This window comes from Cognatishimia sp. SS12 (assembly GCF_028369055.1).
Lineage (GTDB): Bacteria > Pseudomonadota > Alphaproteobacteria > Rhodobacterales > Rhodobacteraceae > Cognatishimia.
On sequence record NZ_JAQNCZ010000002.1, the window covers coordinates 374,004 to 390,025 of the forward strand.

Genomic DNA, 16,022 nt, shown 5'->3' on the forward strand with positions numbered 1-16,022 from the left:
TCCAGTGCTGGCAGCAAAAAATGCGGTTCCCAGCGGGAATCAGACCTGTCTATAACGAAGCAAAGCGCATTTTGGGCAGGCCCGGCATGAACATTCTTTTTATTCACCAGAACTTTCCGGGGCAATTTAAGAATCTGGCCCCGGCTTTGGCGGCGCGCGGCGATCGCTGCGTGGCGCTGACCCTGCGCGTGAAAGAACCGACCAACTGGAAAGGCGTGCGCGTTTTACCCTATCGCGTGCAGCGCAAGCAGGGCACCGGCACCCACCCTTGGTTGAAGGATTTTGACACCAAGGTGCTGCGGGGCGAAGCCTGCATGCGTGCCGCGCGCGCGCTGAAAGAGCGGGGCTTTGAGCCGGATGTGATCATCGCTCACCCCGGCTGGGGCGAATCCTTGTTTCTGCGCGACGTCTGGCCAAAGGCGCGGATCGGGCTTTATTACGAACTTTTCTATCAGGAGCACGCCGCAGATGCGGGCTTTGACCCGGAGTTTCCGCGCAGCGATGATGCGGATGATGCGATGCGGCTGAGGCTCAAGAACCTCAATAACATGATGCATTTTCCGCTCGGAGATATGGGGCTGAGCCCAACGAAATATCAAGCGGCGACATTTCCGGAACCCTACCAAGAACGCATCAGTGTGATTCACGACGGCATCGACACGGCGCGCGCCGTGCCGGATGAAAATGTGCGGTTTGCCTTGCCAGACGGCCAGCAGCTTACGCGCAAAGATGAGGTGATCACCTTTGTGAACCGCAATCTGGAGCCCTATCGCGGCTATCACATCTTCATGCGCGCGTTGCCGCAGTTATTGCGCGACCGCCCGCATGCGCGGATCTTGATTGTCGGCGGTGAAGGGCAGTCTTATGGCGCGGCCCCGACAGATGGCATCAGTTGGAAGCAGCGCTTTATTGATGAGGTGCGCGGTGAGATTTCGGATGCCGATTGGGCGCGGGTGCATTTCCTGGGCAAGATCCCTTATGAGCATTTCCTGAAACTGCTGCAGCTTGCGCGGGTGCATGTCTATTTGACCTATCCCTTTGTACTGAGCTGGTCGCTTTTGGAAGCGATGAGCTGCGGCGCGGCGATTGTCGCCAGCAATACGCCGCCGGTGCGCGAAGTGATCAAAGATGGGGTCACGGGTCGTCTGGTAGATTTCTTTGACAGCGCGGCGCTTGCTGGGCGGATCAGCGATCTTTTGAATGATCCTGATGCGCGGGCGACATTGGGCACGCAGGCGCGGGCGCTGATCAAAACCCGCTATGATCTGACGTCTGTGTGCCTGCCCGAACAACTGACATGGGTGGATCGGTTGGCACGCACTAAACCGGGCGGCACAGGAAGCTGACACAAAAATGGGCCCCAAAGGGCCCATGGTGTTCCGTTTGCTAAGAGACGCTAAGCGATCAGAAACGGCCGTCACGAATGCGCAGCTGACGCGCGCGGGCCAGAATCGCATCTTCGACCGCGCGCACGGTGCTTTCAGAAACGGCGCGCCCGCCACGGGTTTGCAGCGCCACATGCAGTGCGCGCGCATCCAGCGCCGGGTCGCGCACCAATACCGTCGCGCGATAAGCGCGCCCGCCACCGGGCGGCGTGCCATATCCGGTCACGATGACACCCGAAAAGGGATCAACCGATTCCACAGGCAGGAAGTCGAGAATCTCAAGTGAAGCGGCCCAGATGTATTTGTTCACCTTTACGGTGACATCACTGTCGTCGCTTTTGAAGATGTCCCAGATTGTGGTTTCGCGTTCCTGAACGGGGACAGCCCGGTTCGTCAGGTCAGAACCAGAATTTGTGCCATAACTGTCGGCGTCACTGCTGCGCCCGAAACCACCACAGGCCACAAGCGTACTAAGTGCGCCTGCCGAGACGATCAGTTTTGCAACGGATTTGACTGTCATGATCCCGCCCATTTTGCCCAGTTCTGTATCGTCCTATCCAAGCAGACGCAGCAGAGCAAGGCTTTTCCATTCGCTCTATATATATGCCGTATGTCAGCGGGATGAATCGGAAATTGCTGTAGGGGCACCGGTGGCTTGGCTGAAGTGTGACAAACATGCATCAACTTTCCCCGACAATGCGGGGGGCCGATTTGAGGTGCTTGCAAAGTGACCCCGAAAAGAGCGAAACCCTCGTCATACCCTTTCCGGATTCTCTGGCTAGGGCGTTAATTTGGAAATCCGAGGGAAAAAAGATGAAAAAAGTTCTCTTTGCATCCACCGCGCTGGTTCTGACCGCAGGTGTAGCATCCGCAGACATCGCCATCACCGGTGGCGCAGACATGGGTCTGGAATATAACGGTACAACCACTACTGTGCACAACGACATCGACTTCAACATCGTTGGTTCCGGTGAAACTGATGGCGGCGTAGCATTCGGTGCATCCATCGATCTGGACGCAGATACTGATAACAACACTATCACCAACAATTCTGGTGCTGGCAACAAGTTCGACCCAGAAGTTTTCATTTCCTATAACGGTCTGAAGTTGACTGTTGGTGAGGTTTCCTCCGCTGCAGACCAAGGTGGTCTCGCGGATCTGGGTTACAACGGCATCGGCGTTGACGATGTTGCTGAGAAACCAGGCGGTTCCAACGGTTTCGGCAACGATGACGTTCGTGTTGACTACGCTGTAGGCGACATCAACCTGGCGGCATCGCTTGACTCCACCAACAGCGACTGGGCTCTGGGTGGTAACGCATCTTTTGACGCGTTCACTGTTGCAGCAGGTTTCGGTGAAACCGGTGGTACTGACTTCTACCGTGTAACCCTGGGTTACTCCGCAGGCGCATTCGGTGCGAAAGTTCACTACGGTGAAACCGGCGCAGCTGACGCATGGGGCATCGAAGGTTCCTACACAACTGGCGACGTTACTGTAACTGCAGTATACGCAGATGGCACATCTGACGCATACGGTATCGGTGTTGCATACGACCTGGGTGGCGCAACCCTGGCCGGTGGTATCGGTGAAGTTGCAAACACAACTGTTGCTGATCTGGGTATCTCCTTCTCCTTCTAATTTTAGAAGCTGAAGATCCCAAATTAGGGCAGGTCCTCGGACCTGCCCTTTTCTTTTGCGCAGAGATGGTGTTCTTTGCCCCAAATCAAAAAGGGGGCGTGCACCAAATGTCACTCGCGGAAATTCAAGCGCGTATTTACAAAGCCGAGGCAAAGGCTGGGCGTCCTGAAGGCGCGACACAGCTGATTGCAGTGTCCAAGGTGCAGCCGAATGACCGGGTGGACGCTGTCCTGGCAGAGGGGCATCGCCTCTTTGGCGAAAACAAAGTGCAGGAAGCGGCAGGCAAATGGCCCGGCCTTCAGGAACGATATCCGGACGCCACCGTGCACCTGCTTGGCCCCTTGCAAACCAACAAAGCGCGACAGGCGATGCAGCTCTTTTCTGCCATCCATTCGCTGGACCGCCCAAAACTGGCCAACACTCTGGCCCGTTTGGCGCAGGATCTTGGCCAATGCCCGGACCTTTTCATTCAGGTGAATACCGGCGAAGAAGACCAGAAGGCGGGCGTTCTGCCCAAGGAGGCTGATGGCTTCATTGCCGAGTGCCGCAGCCTTGATCTGCCGATTGTCGGGTTGATGTGCATCCCGCCGGTGAACGAAGAGGCCAGCCTGCATTTCGCCCTGCTGCGCAAGATCGCAGCGCGCAATGAAATTGCGGGCCTATCGATGGGTATGAGTGGCGATTTCGAAAAGGCAATCGCCCAAGGCGCGACCCATGTGCGTGTCGGCTCTGCCATTTTTGGCGCGCGCGACTACGGCTAAGTTGCGAGGCCCCGCGGCACGATCAGCCTGTGACCAAGCTCGATCCGACTGACAAGCCAAAGCAAATGATCGCGGCGAAATGCGATGCAGCCTTCGGTCGGATACCCCGGCCGCCGCTGACTGTGCAAAAATATCGCTGACCCGCACCCCGGCGTGGCGTCGGGCCAGTTCCAGTCAGTCAGCAAAACGATGTCATAGAGCGGATCTGCCCGGCGCAGTTTTTCATGGCTAGGCAAATATGGCGCGCGGACCAGCTGATTGTATTGTGCATCGCCGCTGTCATCCGACCATAGATCACAAATGCCGATCGGCCGTGCCCACGGGCGTGGCGCTGTCAGCCGGTCAGGGCGATAGAGCAGGCCTACAATCCGGTGGCTGCCCACCGGCGTCGCCCCATCGCTTTCGCGCTTGTCGCCTCGGATGCCGCCCCGCCCAACCGTGCAGGGCAGGCGGACATGACCAAACCGCAGATGCGTGCGCGTCAGGATCAGATCGGTCACAAAAGGTGCCCGGACTTCGCAGCTTTGGTGGCCAGATATGCGCTGTTGTACATGTTCTCACCCACCTTCAGCGGCACATGTTCTGCAACCTTGATGCCTGAGGCTTCCATCATTTTGATCTTGCGCGGGTTATTCGTCAGCAAACGCACGGACGCAAATCCAAGTTTCTTGAGGATCTCGCTGCCAATGCGGAAGTCGCGTTCATCATCTTCAAAGCCAAGGCGGTGATTGGCCTCTACGGTGTCAAAGCCCTGATCCTGCAGCGAATAGGCGCGCATCTTATTGGCCAGGCCAATGCCGCGCCCTTCCTGATTGAGGTAGAGCAAGATGCCCTCGCCTTCGGCACCCATTTGCGCCAATGCGCCATTCAATTGCGGGCCACAGTCGCATTTGAGCGACCCAAGCACATCGCCGGTGAAACAGGCCGAATGCAACCGCGCAAGCACGGGTTTGTCGCGCGCGGGCTTGCCAATTTCGATCGCATAATGCTCTTCGCCGCCGTCCTCGGGGCGATAGATATGCAGCTTGCCCGCCGCGCTGGCCTGAATTGGCAGCCGCGCATCGACAATCGGATGCATGGGGCTGGTCGCGTTAATGAATGGCAGAACTTGATGCTCCGGCAGCAGGGTCAGACCATGGTTGCTTGCAAATTCTGCCGCCTGCGGCAAAGGCGCGACCAGCACCGCCGGGAGCAGCCGCGCGGTTTTCACCAGATCCAGCGCAAGACGGTGCAGGCTGACATCACCGCCACGCTCGGTCACAAACGGGCCTTTGAAGGGGATGTTCAAATCATCGGCAGGGTCGGCCACACAGCGCAGCCAACCCGCATCAGCGCGGCCCGGCACTGTGATGCGCGCCAGCCCGTCGTCATACGCCATCGCCTTGAGGGTCCGCGCCCGCCGGTCGGTGACAACCAGCGTTCGCGCGCTTGCCAAATTTGCCAGGTCTTCAAACCGGTCATTGCCCAAGGTTTCCACAGCCAGAACCAGCAAAGCATCCTTGCGGCCAGTCAACACAATGGGCACGCCCATGCGCAGGTCAGCGCGGGCGCGGGCGATGCGTTCTACGATATTCGGTGCAAAGCTCATTTCATTCTCATTGCAGCGTGCTCAGCAGATGTAACCGCTTTTGTAGCATTGTGAAACAAAACGACACGGTTTTACACGTCGGCGTGAGAACCTTGCAGCATATCTTGTGAAACCCATGCGCCATGCGCAAGTTTTGGGAAACAGAAAACGGAGACCCCTATGGGACAGCTCAAGAGAATCCTGCTGGTTGACGACGATGATGATCTGCGCGAGGCGCTGTCAGAACAACTGGTGATGACCGAAGACTTTGACGTCTTTGAAGCAGGCAATGGCACCGAGGCTATGGCGCGCGTGAAAGAGGGCCTGTATGATCTGGTGATCCTCGACGTGGGCCTGCCAGACACAGATGGGCGCGAACTGTGCCGTTTGATGCGCAAGCAGGGCGTCAAAAGCCCGATCCTGATGCTGACCGGCCATGATACCGACGCAGATACGATCCTGGGGTTGGATGCCGGTGCAAATGACTACGTGTCAAAACCCTTCAAATTCCCTGTGCTTTTGGCCCGTATCCGCGCGCAGCTGCGCCAGCACGAGCAAAGCGAAGACGCGGTGTTCACACTTGGGCCATATACGTTCAAGCCAGCGATGAAGGTTCTGGTGACAGAAGATGACCGCAAGATCCGCCTGACTGAAAAAGAAACCAACATCCTGAAATTCCTCTACCGCAGCACCGATGGTGTGGTTGCGCGTGACGTACTGTTGCACGAGGTCTGGGGCTATAACGCTGGCGTCACGACCCATACGCTGGAAACGCATATCTATCGTCTGCGCCAGAAAATTGAGCCTGACCCCTCAAACGCGCGGCTCTTGGTCACGGAATCGGGCGGCTATCGTTTGGTATCGTGACAACCTTTGGGTGAGTATTTCTGCAACAGGCCTTTTCCAAACCGCAAGGCATGCGTTGACAGAATTGAACTCATTGTGAGACCTTAAAAAGAAAGACGGGTTCCCGCGCATATCCGGGTAATGGTATGTACCTCCCTGTTGGACTGGTCCGGGCATTTGTCCGGACCTTTTTTGTGGATCGCCCCCTTTGCGGTGGCAAGTGACCCCGAGGTTGAGGTAGCTTCGCACAAATCGTGAACTTCTCGGAGCGGACATGTCCTTCACACTAGCCACCTGGAACATCAATTCTGTGCGCCTACGGGAGCCCATCGTGCTGAAACTCCTGGCGGAGAAGGCCCCAGACGTTTTGTGCCTGCAGGAATGCAAAAGTCCGGTGGACCTGATCCCGCTCGAAGGGATGCGCGCGCTGGGATACACCCACATGGTTGCGCGCGGCCAAAAGGGCTATAACGGCGTCGCCATTTTCTCAAAGATCCCGATGGAGGATGCGGGCGATCAGGATTTCGCGCAGCTGGGCCATGCGCGCCATGTCGCCGGGCGGCTTGAAAATGGGGTGACCATTCAGAATTTTTATGTCCCGGCTGGTGGCGATGTGCCCAACCGCGAAGTGAATGAAAAATTCGGACAAAAGCTCGATTACCTTTCTGATATGCGCGATTGGTTTCGCGCGGAGCCTCCGAAAAAATCCATCCTGGTGGGCGATCTGAACATCGCCCCGCGGGAGGATGATGTCTGGGATCACAAGAAACTTTTGAAAGTTGTCAGCCACACGCCGATCGAGGTCGAAAAGCTGGCCGAAACCCAAGATGCCGGGCAGTGGGTGGATATCACCCGGCAGGACATTCCCGAGGGGCAGCTTTATAGCTGGTGGAGCTATCGTGCCCGCGACTGGGATGCCGCAGACAAAGGGCGGCGTCTGGATCACGTCTGGGCCAGCAAAGACATTGCAGCGGCTGGGCACTCCAGTCATGTTCTGCGTGACGCACGCGGTTGGGAAAAGCCCAGCGATCATGCCCCGGTATTTGCGACGTTTGATCTTTGATCACGTCTTGGATGACCCTTGGCAGCGCGGGCCGGAAGGTCCATATAACCCTCAACCACTGATGGGAGAATGAATCCATGCTGGAACTTGGACAAGGCACTGCGCCCGCCGCCGATCTGATCAAAGATGTGACCGAAGCGACCTTTATGCAGGACGTTGTGGATGCGTCCATGACCACGCCGGTAATTGTTGATTTCTGGGCCCCATGGTGCGGCCCGTGCAAAACGCTTGGCCCGGCGCTGGAGGCGGCTGTGACGCGGGCCAAAGGCGCGGTGCTGATGGCCAAGGTCAACGTGGATGAAAATCAGGCCATCGCTGGCCAAATGCGCGTGCAATCCATTCCGACGGTCTATGCCTTTTATCAAGGGCAACCGATTGATGGGTTTCAGGGTGCCGTGCCTGCCAGCGAGATCGACGCTTTCGTTCAGCGTGTCGCTGAAAAAGCTGGCGCTAGCGCGGATGGCGGATTGGGCGAGGCGCTTGAGGCTGCCGAAGACATGCTGACCGCTGGCGAGGCCGCCGATGCCGCGCAGACCTTTGCCGCGATCATTGAAGAAGACCCGATGAGCGCCGCGGCCTTTGGCGGATTGGCGCGGGCGCAGATTGCGCTGGGCAATGTTTCAGAAGCCGAGGCCGTTTTGAACGGTGCCCCTGCCGAGATTGCCGACGCCGTCGAAATCGAAGCAGCGCGCGCACAGATCGAGCTGGCGCATCAAGCCGAAAGCGCCGGGCCGGTGGCCGAGTTGCGCAACGCAGTTGACGCGAACCCCGAGGATCATCAGGCACGTTATGATCTGGCGCAGGCGCTTTTTGCCAGCGGTGATGCGCAGGCTGCCGTTGACGAGTTGCTGGAATTGTTCCGCCGGGACCGCGACTGGAATGAGGGTGCCGCGAAAGCGCAGCTCTTCACCATTTTTGACGCGCTGAAACCGCAAGATCCGGTGGTGCTGAACGGGCGTCGCCGCCTGAGCTCAATGATATTTGCCTAATGCCAACTCCGCGCTAAGGTTTCCTTATGTTTAGAGCCGCGGACCTGCCCGACGTCATTCCCGTGTTTCCCTTGCCCGGGGCGCTCTTGTTGCCCCGTGCCCGGCTGCCACTTCATCTCTTTGAACCGCGCTATCTCGCCATGCTCGAAGATGCGCTGAAAACGCGCACGCGCTTGATCGGTATGGTGCAGCCGATGCCGAACCAGGATGGAAATGCCCCAAAGCTGCATGATGTTGGCTGCGTTGGACGCATTTCGCAATTTGCCGAAACAGAAGACGGCCGCTATATGATCACGCTGACCGGCGTGTCGCGCTTTCGTATTCTGGAAGAAGTTGGCGGGTTTCAATCCTATCGCAAGTGTCGCGTTGCCTGGGCAGATTTTCAGCGCGACCTTGGCCAACATGAAGAAGATCTGGGCTTTGACCGCGCAGCGTTCTTGATGATTTTGCAGAAATTCTTTGAGGCCAATGCGCTCTCTACGGATTGGGATGCTCTTCAAGGGGCAGAAGATGAAATGCTGATCAATTCGCTTGCGATGCTGCTTGAGCTGGACGTAGAAGACAAACAGGCCATGCTCGAAGCGCCGACGCTGACAGAACGGCGCGAGGTTTTGACGACTTTGATCGAATTTGCGCTGCGTGGCGGCGACGCTGAGGACCGAATGCAATGAGTGAGAAATCCAGCTTTGACCCCAAAATGCTTGAGGCGATGACCTGCCCGCAGTGCCATGGGTTGCTGCAATATGATGCCGAAAAGCAAGAATTGATTTCGCGTGGGGCCAATCTGGCCTTTCCCATTCGCAATGGCATTCCGATCATGTTGATCGATGAAGCGCGCGCCCTCGATTGACGCGACGGCCGCCAGCCTCAGCGCATGAGGCTGGGCAGATCCCCTGTCAGCCCTGCGGCTTCGCGCATGAACCGGCGCCGCAGTCCGGGCAGTTTACTGAGCGCACCCAGGCCCAAATCACGCCCAAGCCGCATCAGCGGATTGTCGTTCGAAAAGACCTTGTTGGTCAGATCAGTGGCCGCGACAAGGCTATGGGTGTCAAAGCGGCGCCATTCTTCATAACGCGCCAATACCGTCTCTGCACCGATGTCCTCCCCGCGTTGGCGCGCGGCGCTCAAAACATCGACAAGGGCCGCGACATCTCGCAGCCCGGCGTTCAGGCCCTGGCCGGCAATCGGGTGCAGCCCATGGGCGGCGTCCCCGACCAATGCCACGCGTTTGGATGCAAACTGGTCGGCAACCGTTAGCCCCAGCGGATAGGTAAAGCGCGCGCCTGCCAGTGATATAGCGCCCAAAAAATTCCCAAACCGGGGTCGCAAGGCGGCAAGGTAATCCTCATCCGTCATGGCTTGAATGGCCACGGCGGTTTCGGTCTTTTCTGTCCAGACGATTGAGCTTTTGTTGCCCGGCAGCGGCAGGATGGCCAGCGGACCGGCGGGCATAAAGAACTGATGGGCCACGCCATTGTGGGGCCGTTCATGTTGCACGGCACAAACCAGGGCGGTTTGGCCGTAATCCCATCCGGTGCGCTTGATACCGGTGCGCGCGGCGACGCCGCTTTGGCGCCCGTCACAGCCGACCAGCAGTTGCCCGGTCAAGCTGCGGCCCGACGCCAGCGAGACGGTGACACCCGCCAAGCCAATCTCTTGGGACACAACCGTGTCTTCTGTGATCTGGGTAATGCGCGGCTCTGCTTTCACGGCTTTCAGCAGTGCGCGATAGAGGTGCCGATCCTCAAGCATATAGCCCATGGGGCCCTCTTCCAGTTCCGCATGGTCAAAATGCAGAAAGAAAGGCGCAGGGCCTTCGCCGGCGCGGCCATCTGTGATTTTGATGTCGAGCATCGCCTGGCTGTCATCGGCGACATCGGCCCAGACACCAATCGCCCTGAGCAGGCGTTGCGAGGCCAGGGCAAGCGCATAGCCACGCCCGTCAAAATTGCTGTCAGCCCGCGCACGTTCTGGGCGGGCATCCACCATTGTCACGGAAAAACCGGCCTGCGCCAGACCCAGCGCCAGCGCAGGGCCATTCAGCCCACCCCCGGCAATGATGATTTCGCTGCTCTCTGTCATGGGGTGCAATATGACCTCATTTTGCGCATTGTCCATGCGCCTTGCGGTCGCTAGGGTCCAAATTCGGAGGCGCTATGTTTGACTGGTTGAAAATGAGTGCGGCGCAGCTTGGCCGCGAAATTGGCGAGGGCAAGATTGATCCCGTCGCCTTGACGCAGGCCTTTCTGGGCGCAATCGACAGCCATGATCTGAAGGACAAGATTTACAGTCATGTGACCTATGACCGGGCATTGGCCGAGGCTGAGGCAGCGGCGGAACGCGCCCGCGCCGGGGCGCGGCTGTCGCCACTGGATGGCGTGCCAATCAGCTGGAAAGACTTGATCGACAGCGCGGATGCGCCGACCGAGGCTGGCTCTGCGCTGCTCAAAGGACGGCGGCCAGTGCGGGATGGCGAAACGCTGCGCATTGCGACCCAACTGGGGCTGGTGTGCCTTGGCAAAACCCATATGTCAGAGCTGGCTTTTTCTGGGCTAGGCCTCAACCCAATTACGGCGACGCCGCCTTGCGTCAACGATGCGAAGGCTGTGCCGGGCGGGTCGTCTTCCGGGGCGGCGGCCTCGGTGGCCTTTGACCTTGCAGCGATTGGCATCGGGTCGGATACCGGCGGGTCGGTGCGCATACCGGCGGCCTGGAATGATCTAGTTGGGCTCAAGACCACTTGGGGCAGGGTGTCCAACGCAGGCACCGTGCCGCTTTGTGCAAAATTTGACACCATCGGACCCATTTGCCGAACGGTTGAGGACGCGGCGCTGTCCCTTGCCGCTTTGGAGGGGAAGCCCGCCGCCGACCTGCGCGGTGCGCGGCTCAAGGGGCTGCGATTTGCGATCTTGGAAACCGTTGTGCTGGAAGAGGTGCGCGAGGCCCCGCAACGCGGATTTGATCAGGCCGTGGCGCGGCTGCGAGACGCGGGCTGCATCATCGAAACGATCAATGCCCCTGAGATTGACAGTGCCATGCGCCTCAGCGCGCCGCTTTTTACCGCCGAGGCTTATGGGCTTTGGAAGGACCAGATCGAAGCCAACCCGCAGGTTATGTTCCCGGAAATTTTGGCGCGTTTCCGCTCTGGTGCGTCGGTGTCCGGCCCGGACTATGTCGCCGCCTGGCACGCGCTGGACCAATATCGCAGCACCTGGGAGGCGCGTATTGCGCCTTATGATGCGATCCTTGCGCCGACCGCACCGATCTTGCCGCCAAATCTTGAACGCTTGATGACCGATCGTGATTACTATGTGACCGAAAATCTTTTGGCACTGCGCAACACCCGCGTGGGCAATCTGATGAATGCCAGTGCGATATCCTTGCCGACCGGTGTGCCAAGCTGTGGTATCATGTTTATGGCGGCTGCTGGGCAGGACAAACGGCTCTTGCGGATCGCAGCCGCCGCTGAGAAAGCCTTGATCTGATCCCTTGGCGCCAAAGCCACAACCGATTGGGAATTCCCGGTTTTTGTGGACGTGACGCGCGCAGTCCGGTAATTTGTCTGCAAACGGGGCGTGAATGATCCCGATAACTGAGGCAGTATTAGATGTTTCCCGAGCGGTTTTCGAACCTTCCGGCCTATGCGTTTCCGCGCTTGCGGAGCCTTCTGGACTCTCATGAGCCCGGCGGCGCAATTGTGCATATGACCATTGGTGAGCCCAAACATGCGTTCCCGGCCTGGGTCAGTGACATTATTGCGGAGAATACTGCCGGATTTAACCGCTACCCGCCCAATGATGGCACACCCGAATTGCGCCAAGCGATTGCCGATTGGCTGCTGCGCCGTTTCGGGGCCAAGGTGGATGCTGACACGCAAATCATGCCCCTCAATGGCACGCGCGAAGGGCTATATAACGCGGCCATGGCGGTCTGCCCGGAAACAAAACACGGCCAAAAGCCGATCATCCTGACGCCAAATCCGTTTTATCAGGTTTATATGATCGCCGCGATCTCCGTGGCGGCAGAGCCGTATTTCTGCCCGGCCACCGCAGAAAATGGCTTTATGCCGGATTACACGCAATTGCCCGAAGAGGTGCTGCGCCGCGTGGCGGTCGCCTATATCTGTTCGCCCTCCAACCCGCAGGGGGCAATCGCGAGCCGGGATTATCTGGAAAAGCTGGTCGCGCTGGCCGAAAAATACGATTTCAAGATTTTCGCAGACGAATGCTACTCCGAAATTTACCGCGACCAGAAACCCGACGGAGCCTTAAAAGTCGCGCAGGATCTGGGGGCTGATCCTGAGCGCGTGCTCATATTCCATTCGCTCAGCAAACGCAGCAACCTTCCGGGGTTGCGTTCTGGGTTTGTGGCCGGGGGACCTGACAGCCTGAAGCGGATCAAACAACTGCGCGCTTATTCTGGTGCACCCTTGCCTTTGCCCCTGCAGATGGCCTCTGAAAAGGTCTGGGCAGATGAGGCCCATGTCGCAGAGAACCGCCGGCTTTATGCCGAGAAGTTTGATATCGCGGATCGCATTTTTGCGGGCGTCCCCGGGTATATGAAACCGCAGGCGGGCTTTTTCCTATGGCTTCCGGTTGAGGATGGCGAGGCCGCGGCGCTGAAACTTTGGAAAGAAACAGGTGTACGGGTCCTGCCCGGCGCATACCTGAGCAAAGACGTAAACGGGGACAACCCCGGCAAAAACTATATCCGGGTCGCGCTTGTGGCCCCAAAAAAAGACGTGGAAGCGGCGCTCAACACCATTCGCGCCTGTCTCTACCCATAAGTATCGAGGTTTAACGATGGCATATCAGGCACGTGGCAGAGACCCGCTCTTGGACAGCGACACACAGGCTGCTTTGGAGAAGCGTGGCAAGGAGTTGATCGGGATCGTTCTGATCCTGCTTGGCCTGATGGCGGCGGCGATGATCATCTCTTACACGCCGGATGATCCAAACTGGATGTCAGCCACCGATGCGCCAGTGCAAAACTGGATGGGCCGTCTGGGCGCGTCGATTTCTGCGCCGCTTTTTATGATTGTGGGCTGGGGCAGCTGGGGCGTGGCGCTTGTCGCTTTGGCCTGGGGGCTGCGGTTCGCCCTGCATCGCGGCGAAGACAGTGCGCTCAGCCGCGTCATTTTTGCGCCCATCGTTCTTGCTCTGGGCTCGGTCTATGCCGCGACTTTGGTACCGGGCGACAGCTGGACCCATAGCTTTGGCCTTGGCGGGCTCTTTGGCGACACGGTGCTGGGTGCGATATTAACCATCCTGCCGATCGGGGCTGTATTGGGGCTGAAAATCATGTCCTTCCTGATGGGGCTTGGGGTTTTGGCGCTGACGCTTTTTGTGATGGGGTTCACACGGCCAGAGCTTTCGTGGGTCGGGCGTTTCCTGCTGATCGGCGTGATCATGACATACGCCAACTTGATGACCCTTCTGGGGCGTGGCGCAACGGGGGCGGTATCGGCCGCACAGTCGCTGCAGGCCAAGCGTCGTGAGCGTCGGGCCGTGGCCGCAGAGATGCCGCAGCCAGCGGAAGCCTCCGCGCAAACTTATGCGGCGGCCCAAGACTATGCCGATGCCTATGCGGACCCTGACCCGGTTCTGGAAGAGCCGACCAAGCCCACATTGCTGAGCCGCGTGCCCGCGCTGATCAAACGGTCTGAGCCGGTGCAAGAACCGATGCCGGAGCCTGAACTGGTGGAGCATCACCTCGAAGCGGACGACCGTGAAATGCCGGGCGATGACCGCATCAAGGCCAAGATCGCCGATGTGATCAAATCGCGCGTGCGCAGCAACAAGCCCACCTATGCGCCGGATATTGCGCCCGTCACCAAAGGTCTGGGTCGTGGCCCATCGCCCTTGGTTTTGCAGCCGGGCGGCACGCCGCAGATGCGCAATGAGCCACCTTTGACGGCAGATATGGCGAGTGCAGCGCCCTATGACGATGCCGCGCCCTTCATCGAAGCTGAAGAAGAGCCCATTGAAGCGGCCGAGGTCGTGCCGATGCAACCCGCGCCGCAAGCCCCGGTCGCCGAACCGTCGCCCGTACCTGCACAGGCCCCGCGTGCCCCGGCACCGCAAATCCCGGTGGCTGAACCTCGCAAAGTTGTGCAGCACAGCCCGCGCAAAGCCGTGGAACCGTCGGCGCGCGCCCGCGCAGAGGCGGAGCCGCAGCTGGCCTTTGATCCGGCGGCTGCCGAATACGAACTGCCGCCGCTCAACCTGTTGACCAGCCCGCAAAGCATTGAACGCTATGTGCTGAGCGATGAGGCACTGGAAGAAAATGCCCGCATGCTCGAAGCGGTTCTGGATGATTACGGCGTCAAAGGCGAAATCGTTTCGGTACGCCCCGGCCCTGTTGTCACCATGTATGAGCTGGAACCCGCGCCGGGTCTTAAGGCGAGCCGGGTGATTGGCCTGGCCGATGATATTGCGCGCTCGATGTCGGCGCTTTCGGCGCGTGTTTCGACAGTGCCGGGCCGGTCGGTCATTGGCATCGAATTGCCGAACGAAAAGCGTGAGATGGTGGCTTTCCGCGAAATCCTGTCCTCGCGCGAATACGAAAGCAGCAACCGCAAACTGCCGCTGGCGCTGGGCAAAGATATCGGCGGTGATCCGATTGTCGCCAACCTTGCAAAGATGCCGCACCTGTTGATCGCCGGTACCACGGGGTCGGGCAAGTCTGTCGCCATCAACACCATGATCCTGTCGCTGCTTTACAAGCTCACGCCGGATGATTGCCGCATGATCATGATCGATCCGAAAATGCTCGAACTCTCGGTCTATGACGGCATCCCGCATTTGCTGTCGCCGGTTGTGACCGATCCGAAGAAAGCGGTTGTTGCGCTGAAATGGACCGTGGGCGAAATGGAAGATCGCTATCGCAAGATGTCCAAGATGGGTGTGCGCAACATCGACGGCTATAACAGCCGGGTCGCAGATGCGCTGGCCAAGGGTGAAACTTTCAGCCGGACGGTGCAAACCGGGTTTGACGATGAAACCGGCGAGCCGGTCTTTGAAACCGAAGAGATCATCCCAGAGAAAATGCCGTACATCGTCGTCGTGGTCGATGAGATGGCGGACCTGATGATGGTGGCGGGCAAAGAGATCGAAGCCTGCATTCAGCGCCTGGCGCAGATGGCGCGGGCCTCGGGCATTCATATCATCATGGCCACGCAGCGCCCCTCGGTGGACGTGATCACCGGGACGATCAAGGCCAACTTCCCCACCCGGATTTCCTTCCAGGTGACGTCCAAAGTCGACAGCCGCACCATTCTGGGTGAAATGGGGGCCGAACAGCTGCTGGGCATGGGCGATATGCTGTATATGGCGGGCGGTGCCAAGATCACCCGCTGCCACGGCCCCTTTGTCAGCGACGAAGAGGTCGAAGAGGTTGTGAACCACCTCAAGAGCTTTGGTCCGCCTGAATATGTGGGCGGTGTGATTGACGGGCCCAAGGACGACAAGGCCGACAATATCGACGCGGTCCTTGGTCTGGGCGGCAACACCAATGGCGAAGATGCACTGTATGATCAGGCGGTGGCGATTGTGATCAAGGATCGCAAATGTTCGACCTCCTATATCCAGCGCAAACTGGCCATCGGCTACAACAAGGCAGCCCGACTGGTGGAACAAATGGAAGATGAGGGCGTTGTGTCTTCAGCCAACCACGTGGGTAAACGCGAAATTCTTGTGCCAGAACAGTGAACTGAGCGGTTTTGAGCCGAGAATGCGCAGACAGGGAAAGGGCGGGCTGGCACCGCCCTTTTTT

At 58.7% G+C, this 16,022-nt stretch carries 15 protein-coding genes; 11 read left to right on the top strand and 4 right to left on the bottom strand.

Features of this window, described 5'->3' with window-relative positions:
- Positions 1 to 86: 86 nt before the first annotated feature.
- Positions 87 to 1,346 carry a glycosyltransferase family 4 protein gene (locus N6L24_RS06465; RefSeq protein ID WP_271843843.1) on the top strand — a complete coding sequence of 420 codons (1,260 nt, stop codon included), beginning with the start codon at positions 87 to 89 and terminating at the stop codon, positions 1,344 to 1,346.
- A gap of 58 nt (positions 1,347 to 1,404) precedes the next feature.
- Here the strand turns inward: N6L24_RS06465 and N6L24_RS06470 are convergent, their stop codons facing one another.
- Positions 1,405 to 1,905 (bottom strand): DUF3576 domain-containing protein, encoded by a 501-nt coding sequence (locus N6L24_RS06470; RefSeq protein ID WP_271843844.1) that lies wholly within the window; start codon positions 1,903 to 1,905, stop codon positions 1,405 to 1,407.
- A 293-nt stretch (positions 1,906 to 2,198) separates the two neighbouring features.
- Here N6L24_RS06470 and N6L24_RS06475 point away from each other — a divergent pair, with 293 nt between their 5' ends.
- Entirely contained in the window at positions 2,199 to 3,023 is an 825-nt protein-coding gene (locus N6L24_RS06475; RefSeq protein WP_271843845.1) for a porin, read from the top strand.
- Positions 3,024 to 3,130: 107 nt separating this feature from the next.
- Positions 3,131 to 3,784 carry a YggS family pyridoxal phosphate-dependent enzyme gene (locus tag N6L24_RS06480; protein ID WP_271843846.1) on the top strand — a complete coding sequence of 218 codons (654 nt, stop codon included), beginning with the start codon at positions 3,131 to 3,133 and terminating at the stop codon, positions 3,782 to 3,784.
- On the opposite strand, the gene N6L24_RS06485 is transcribed toward N6L24_RS06480, so the two are convergent.
- Both N6L24_RS06485 and ribA read right to left on the bottom strand, forming a co-directional pair.
- Positions 3,781 to 4,284: a L,D-transpeptidase family protein gene (locus tag N6L24_RS06485; RefSeq protein ID WP_271843847.1), complete on the bottom strand. Its 504-nt coding sequence runs from the start codon at positions 4,282 to 4,284 to the stop codon at positions 3,781 to 3,783. The genes N6L24_RS06480 and N6L24_RS06485 overlap by 4 nt on opposite strands.
- A complete protein-coding gene (gene ribA, locus N6L24_RS06490; protein WP_271843848.1) occupies positions 4,281 to 5,372 on the bottom strand; it encodes a GTP cyclohydrolase II in 1,092 nt (363 codons plus the stop codon). Before ribA ends, N6L24_RS06485 begins: the two co-directional genes overlap by 4 nt.
- A 159-nt stretch (positions 5,373 to 5,531) precedes the next feature.
- Here ribA and N6L24_RS06495 point away from each other — a divergent pair, with 159 nt between their 5' ends.
- From N6L24_RS06495 to N6L24_RS06515, 5 genes are all read left to right on the top strand, one after another.
- On the top strand, positions 5,532 to 6,218 hold the full coding sequence (locus tag N6L24_RS06495; protein WP_271843849.1) for a response regulator transcription factor: 687 nt from the start codon (positions 5,532 to 5,534) through the stop codon (positions 6,216 to 6,218).
- A gap of 253 nt (positions 6,219 to 6,471) precedes the next feature.
- Positions 6,472 to 7,260, top strand: coding sequence for an exodeoxyribonuclease III (locus tag N6L24_RS06500; RefSeq protein ID WP_271843850.1), 789 nt, complete (start codon positions 6,472 to 6,474; stop codon positions 7,258 to 7,260).
- A 77-nt stretch (positions 7,261 to 7,337) separates the two neighbouring features.
- Positions 7,338 to 8,249: a thioredoxin family protein gene (locus tag N6L24_RS06505; RefSeq protein WP_271843851.1), complete on the top strand. Its 912-nt coding sequence runs from the start codon at positions 7,338 to 7,340 to the stop codon at positions 8,247 to 8,249.
- Positions 8,250 to 8,275: 26 nt separating this feature from the next.
- Positions 8,276 to 8,920, top strand: a complete 645-nt coding sequence (locus N6L24_RS06510; protein WP_271843852.1) for an LON peptidase substrate-binding domain-containing protein — start codon at positions 8,276 to 8,278, stop codon at positions 8,918 to 8,920.
- Positions 8,917 to 9,099: a Trm112 family protein gene (locus N6L24_RS06515; RefSeq protein WP_271843853.1), complete on the top strand. Its 183-nt coding sequence runs from the start codon at positions 8,917 to 8,919 to the stop codon at positions 9,097 to 9,099. The genes N6L24_RS06510 and N6L24_RS06515 overlap by 4 nt, the downstream gene beginning before the upstream one ends.
- A gap of 17 nt (positions 9,100 to 9,116) precedes the next feature.
- On the opposite strand, the gene N6L24_RS06520 is transcribed toward N6L24_RS06515, so the two are convergent.
- On the bottom strand, positions 9,117 to 10,331 hold the full coding sequence (locus N6L24_RS06520; RefSeq protein WP_271843854.1) for a UbiH/UbiF/VisC/COQ6 family ubiquinone biosynthesis hydroxylase: 1,215 nt from the start codon (positions 10,329 to 10,331) through the stop codon (positions 9,117 to 9,119).
- Between the two features lie 74 nt (positions 10,332 to 10,405).
- Here N6L24_RS06520 and N6L24_RS06525 point away from each other — a divergent pair, with 74 nt between their 5' ends.
- The 3 genes from N6L24_RS06525 (at position 10,406) to N6L24_RS06535 (ending at position 15,958) form a co-directional block, all read left to right on the top strand.
- The gene (locus N6L24_RS06525; protein ID WP_271843855.1) at positions 10,406 to 11,734 is read left to right on the top strand and encodes an amidase; all 1,329 of its coding nucleotides are present in this window, start codon (positions 10,406 to 10,408) and stop codon (positions 11,732 to 11,734) included.
- A 122-nt stretch (positions 11,735 to 11,856) separates the two neighbouring features.
- Positions 11,857 to 13,035 (top strand): aminotransferase class I/II-fold pyridoxal phosphate-dependent enzyme, encoded by a 1,179-nt coding sequence (locus N6L24_RS06530; RefSeq protein WP_271843856.1) that lies wholly within the window; start codon positions 11,857 to 11,859, stop codon positions 13,033 to 13,035.
- A gap of 16 nt (positions 13,036 to 13,051) precedes the next feature.
- Positions 13,052 to 15,958: a DNA translocase FtsK gene (locus N6L24_RS06535; RefSeq protein WP_271843857.1), complete on the top strand. Its 2,907-nt coding sequence runs from the start codon at positions 13,052 to 13,054 to the stop codon at positions 15,956 to 15,958.
- The last annotated feature ends 64 nt before the right edge of the window (positions 15,959 to 16,022 follow it).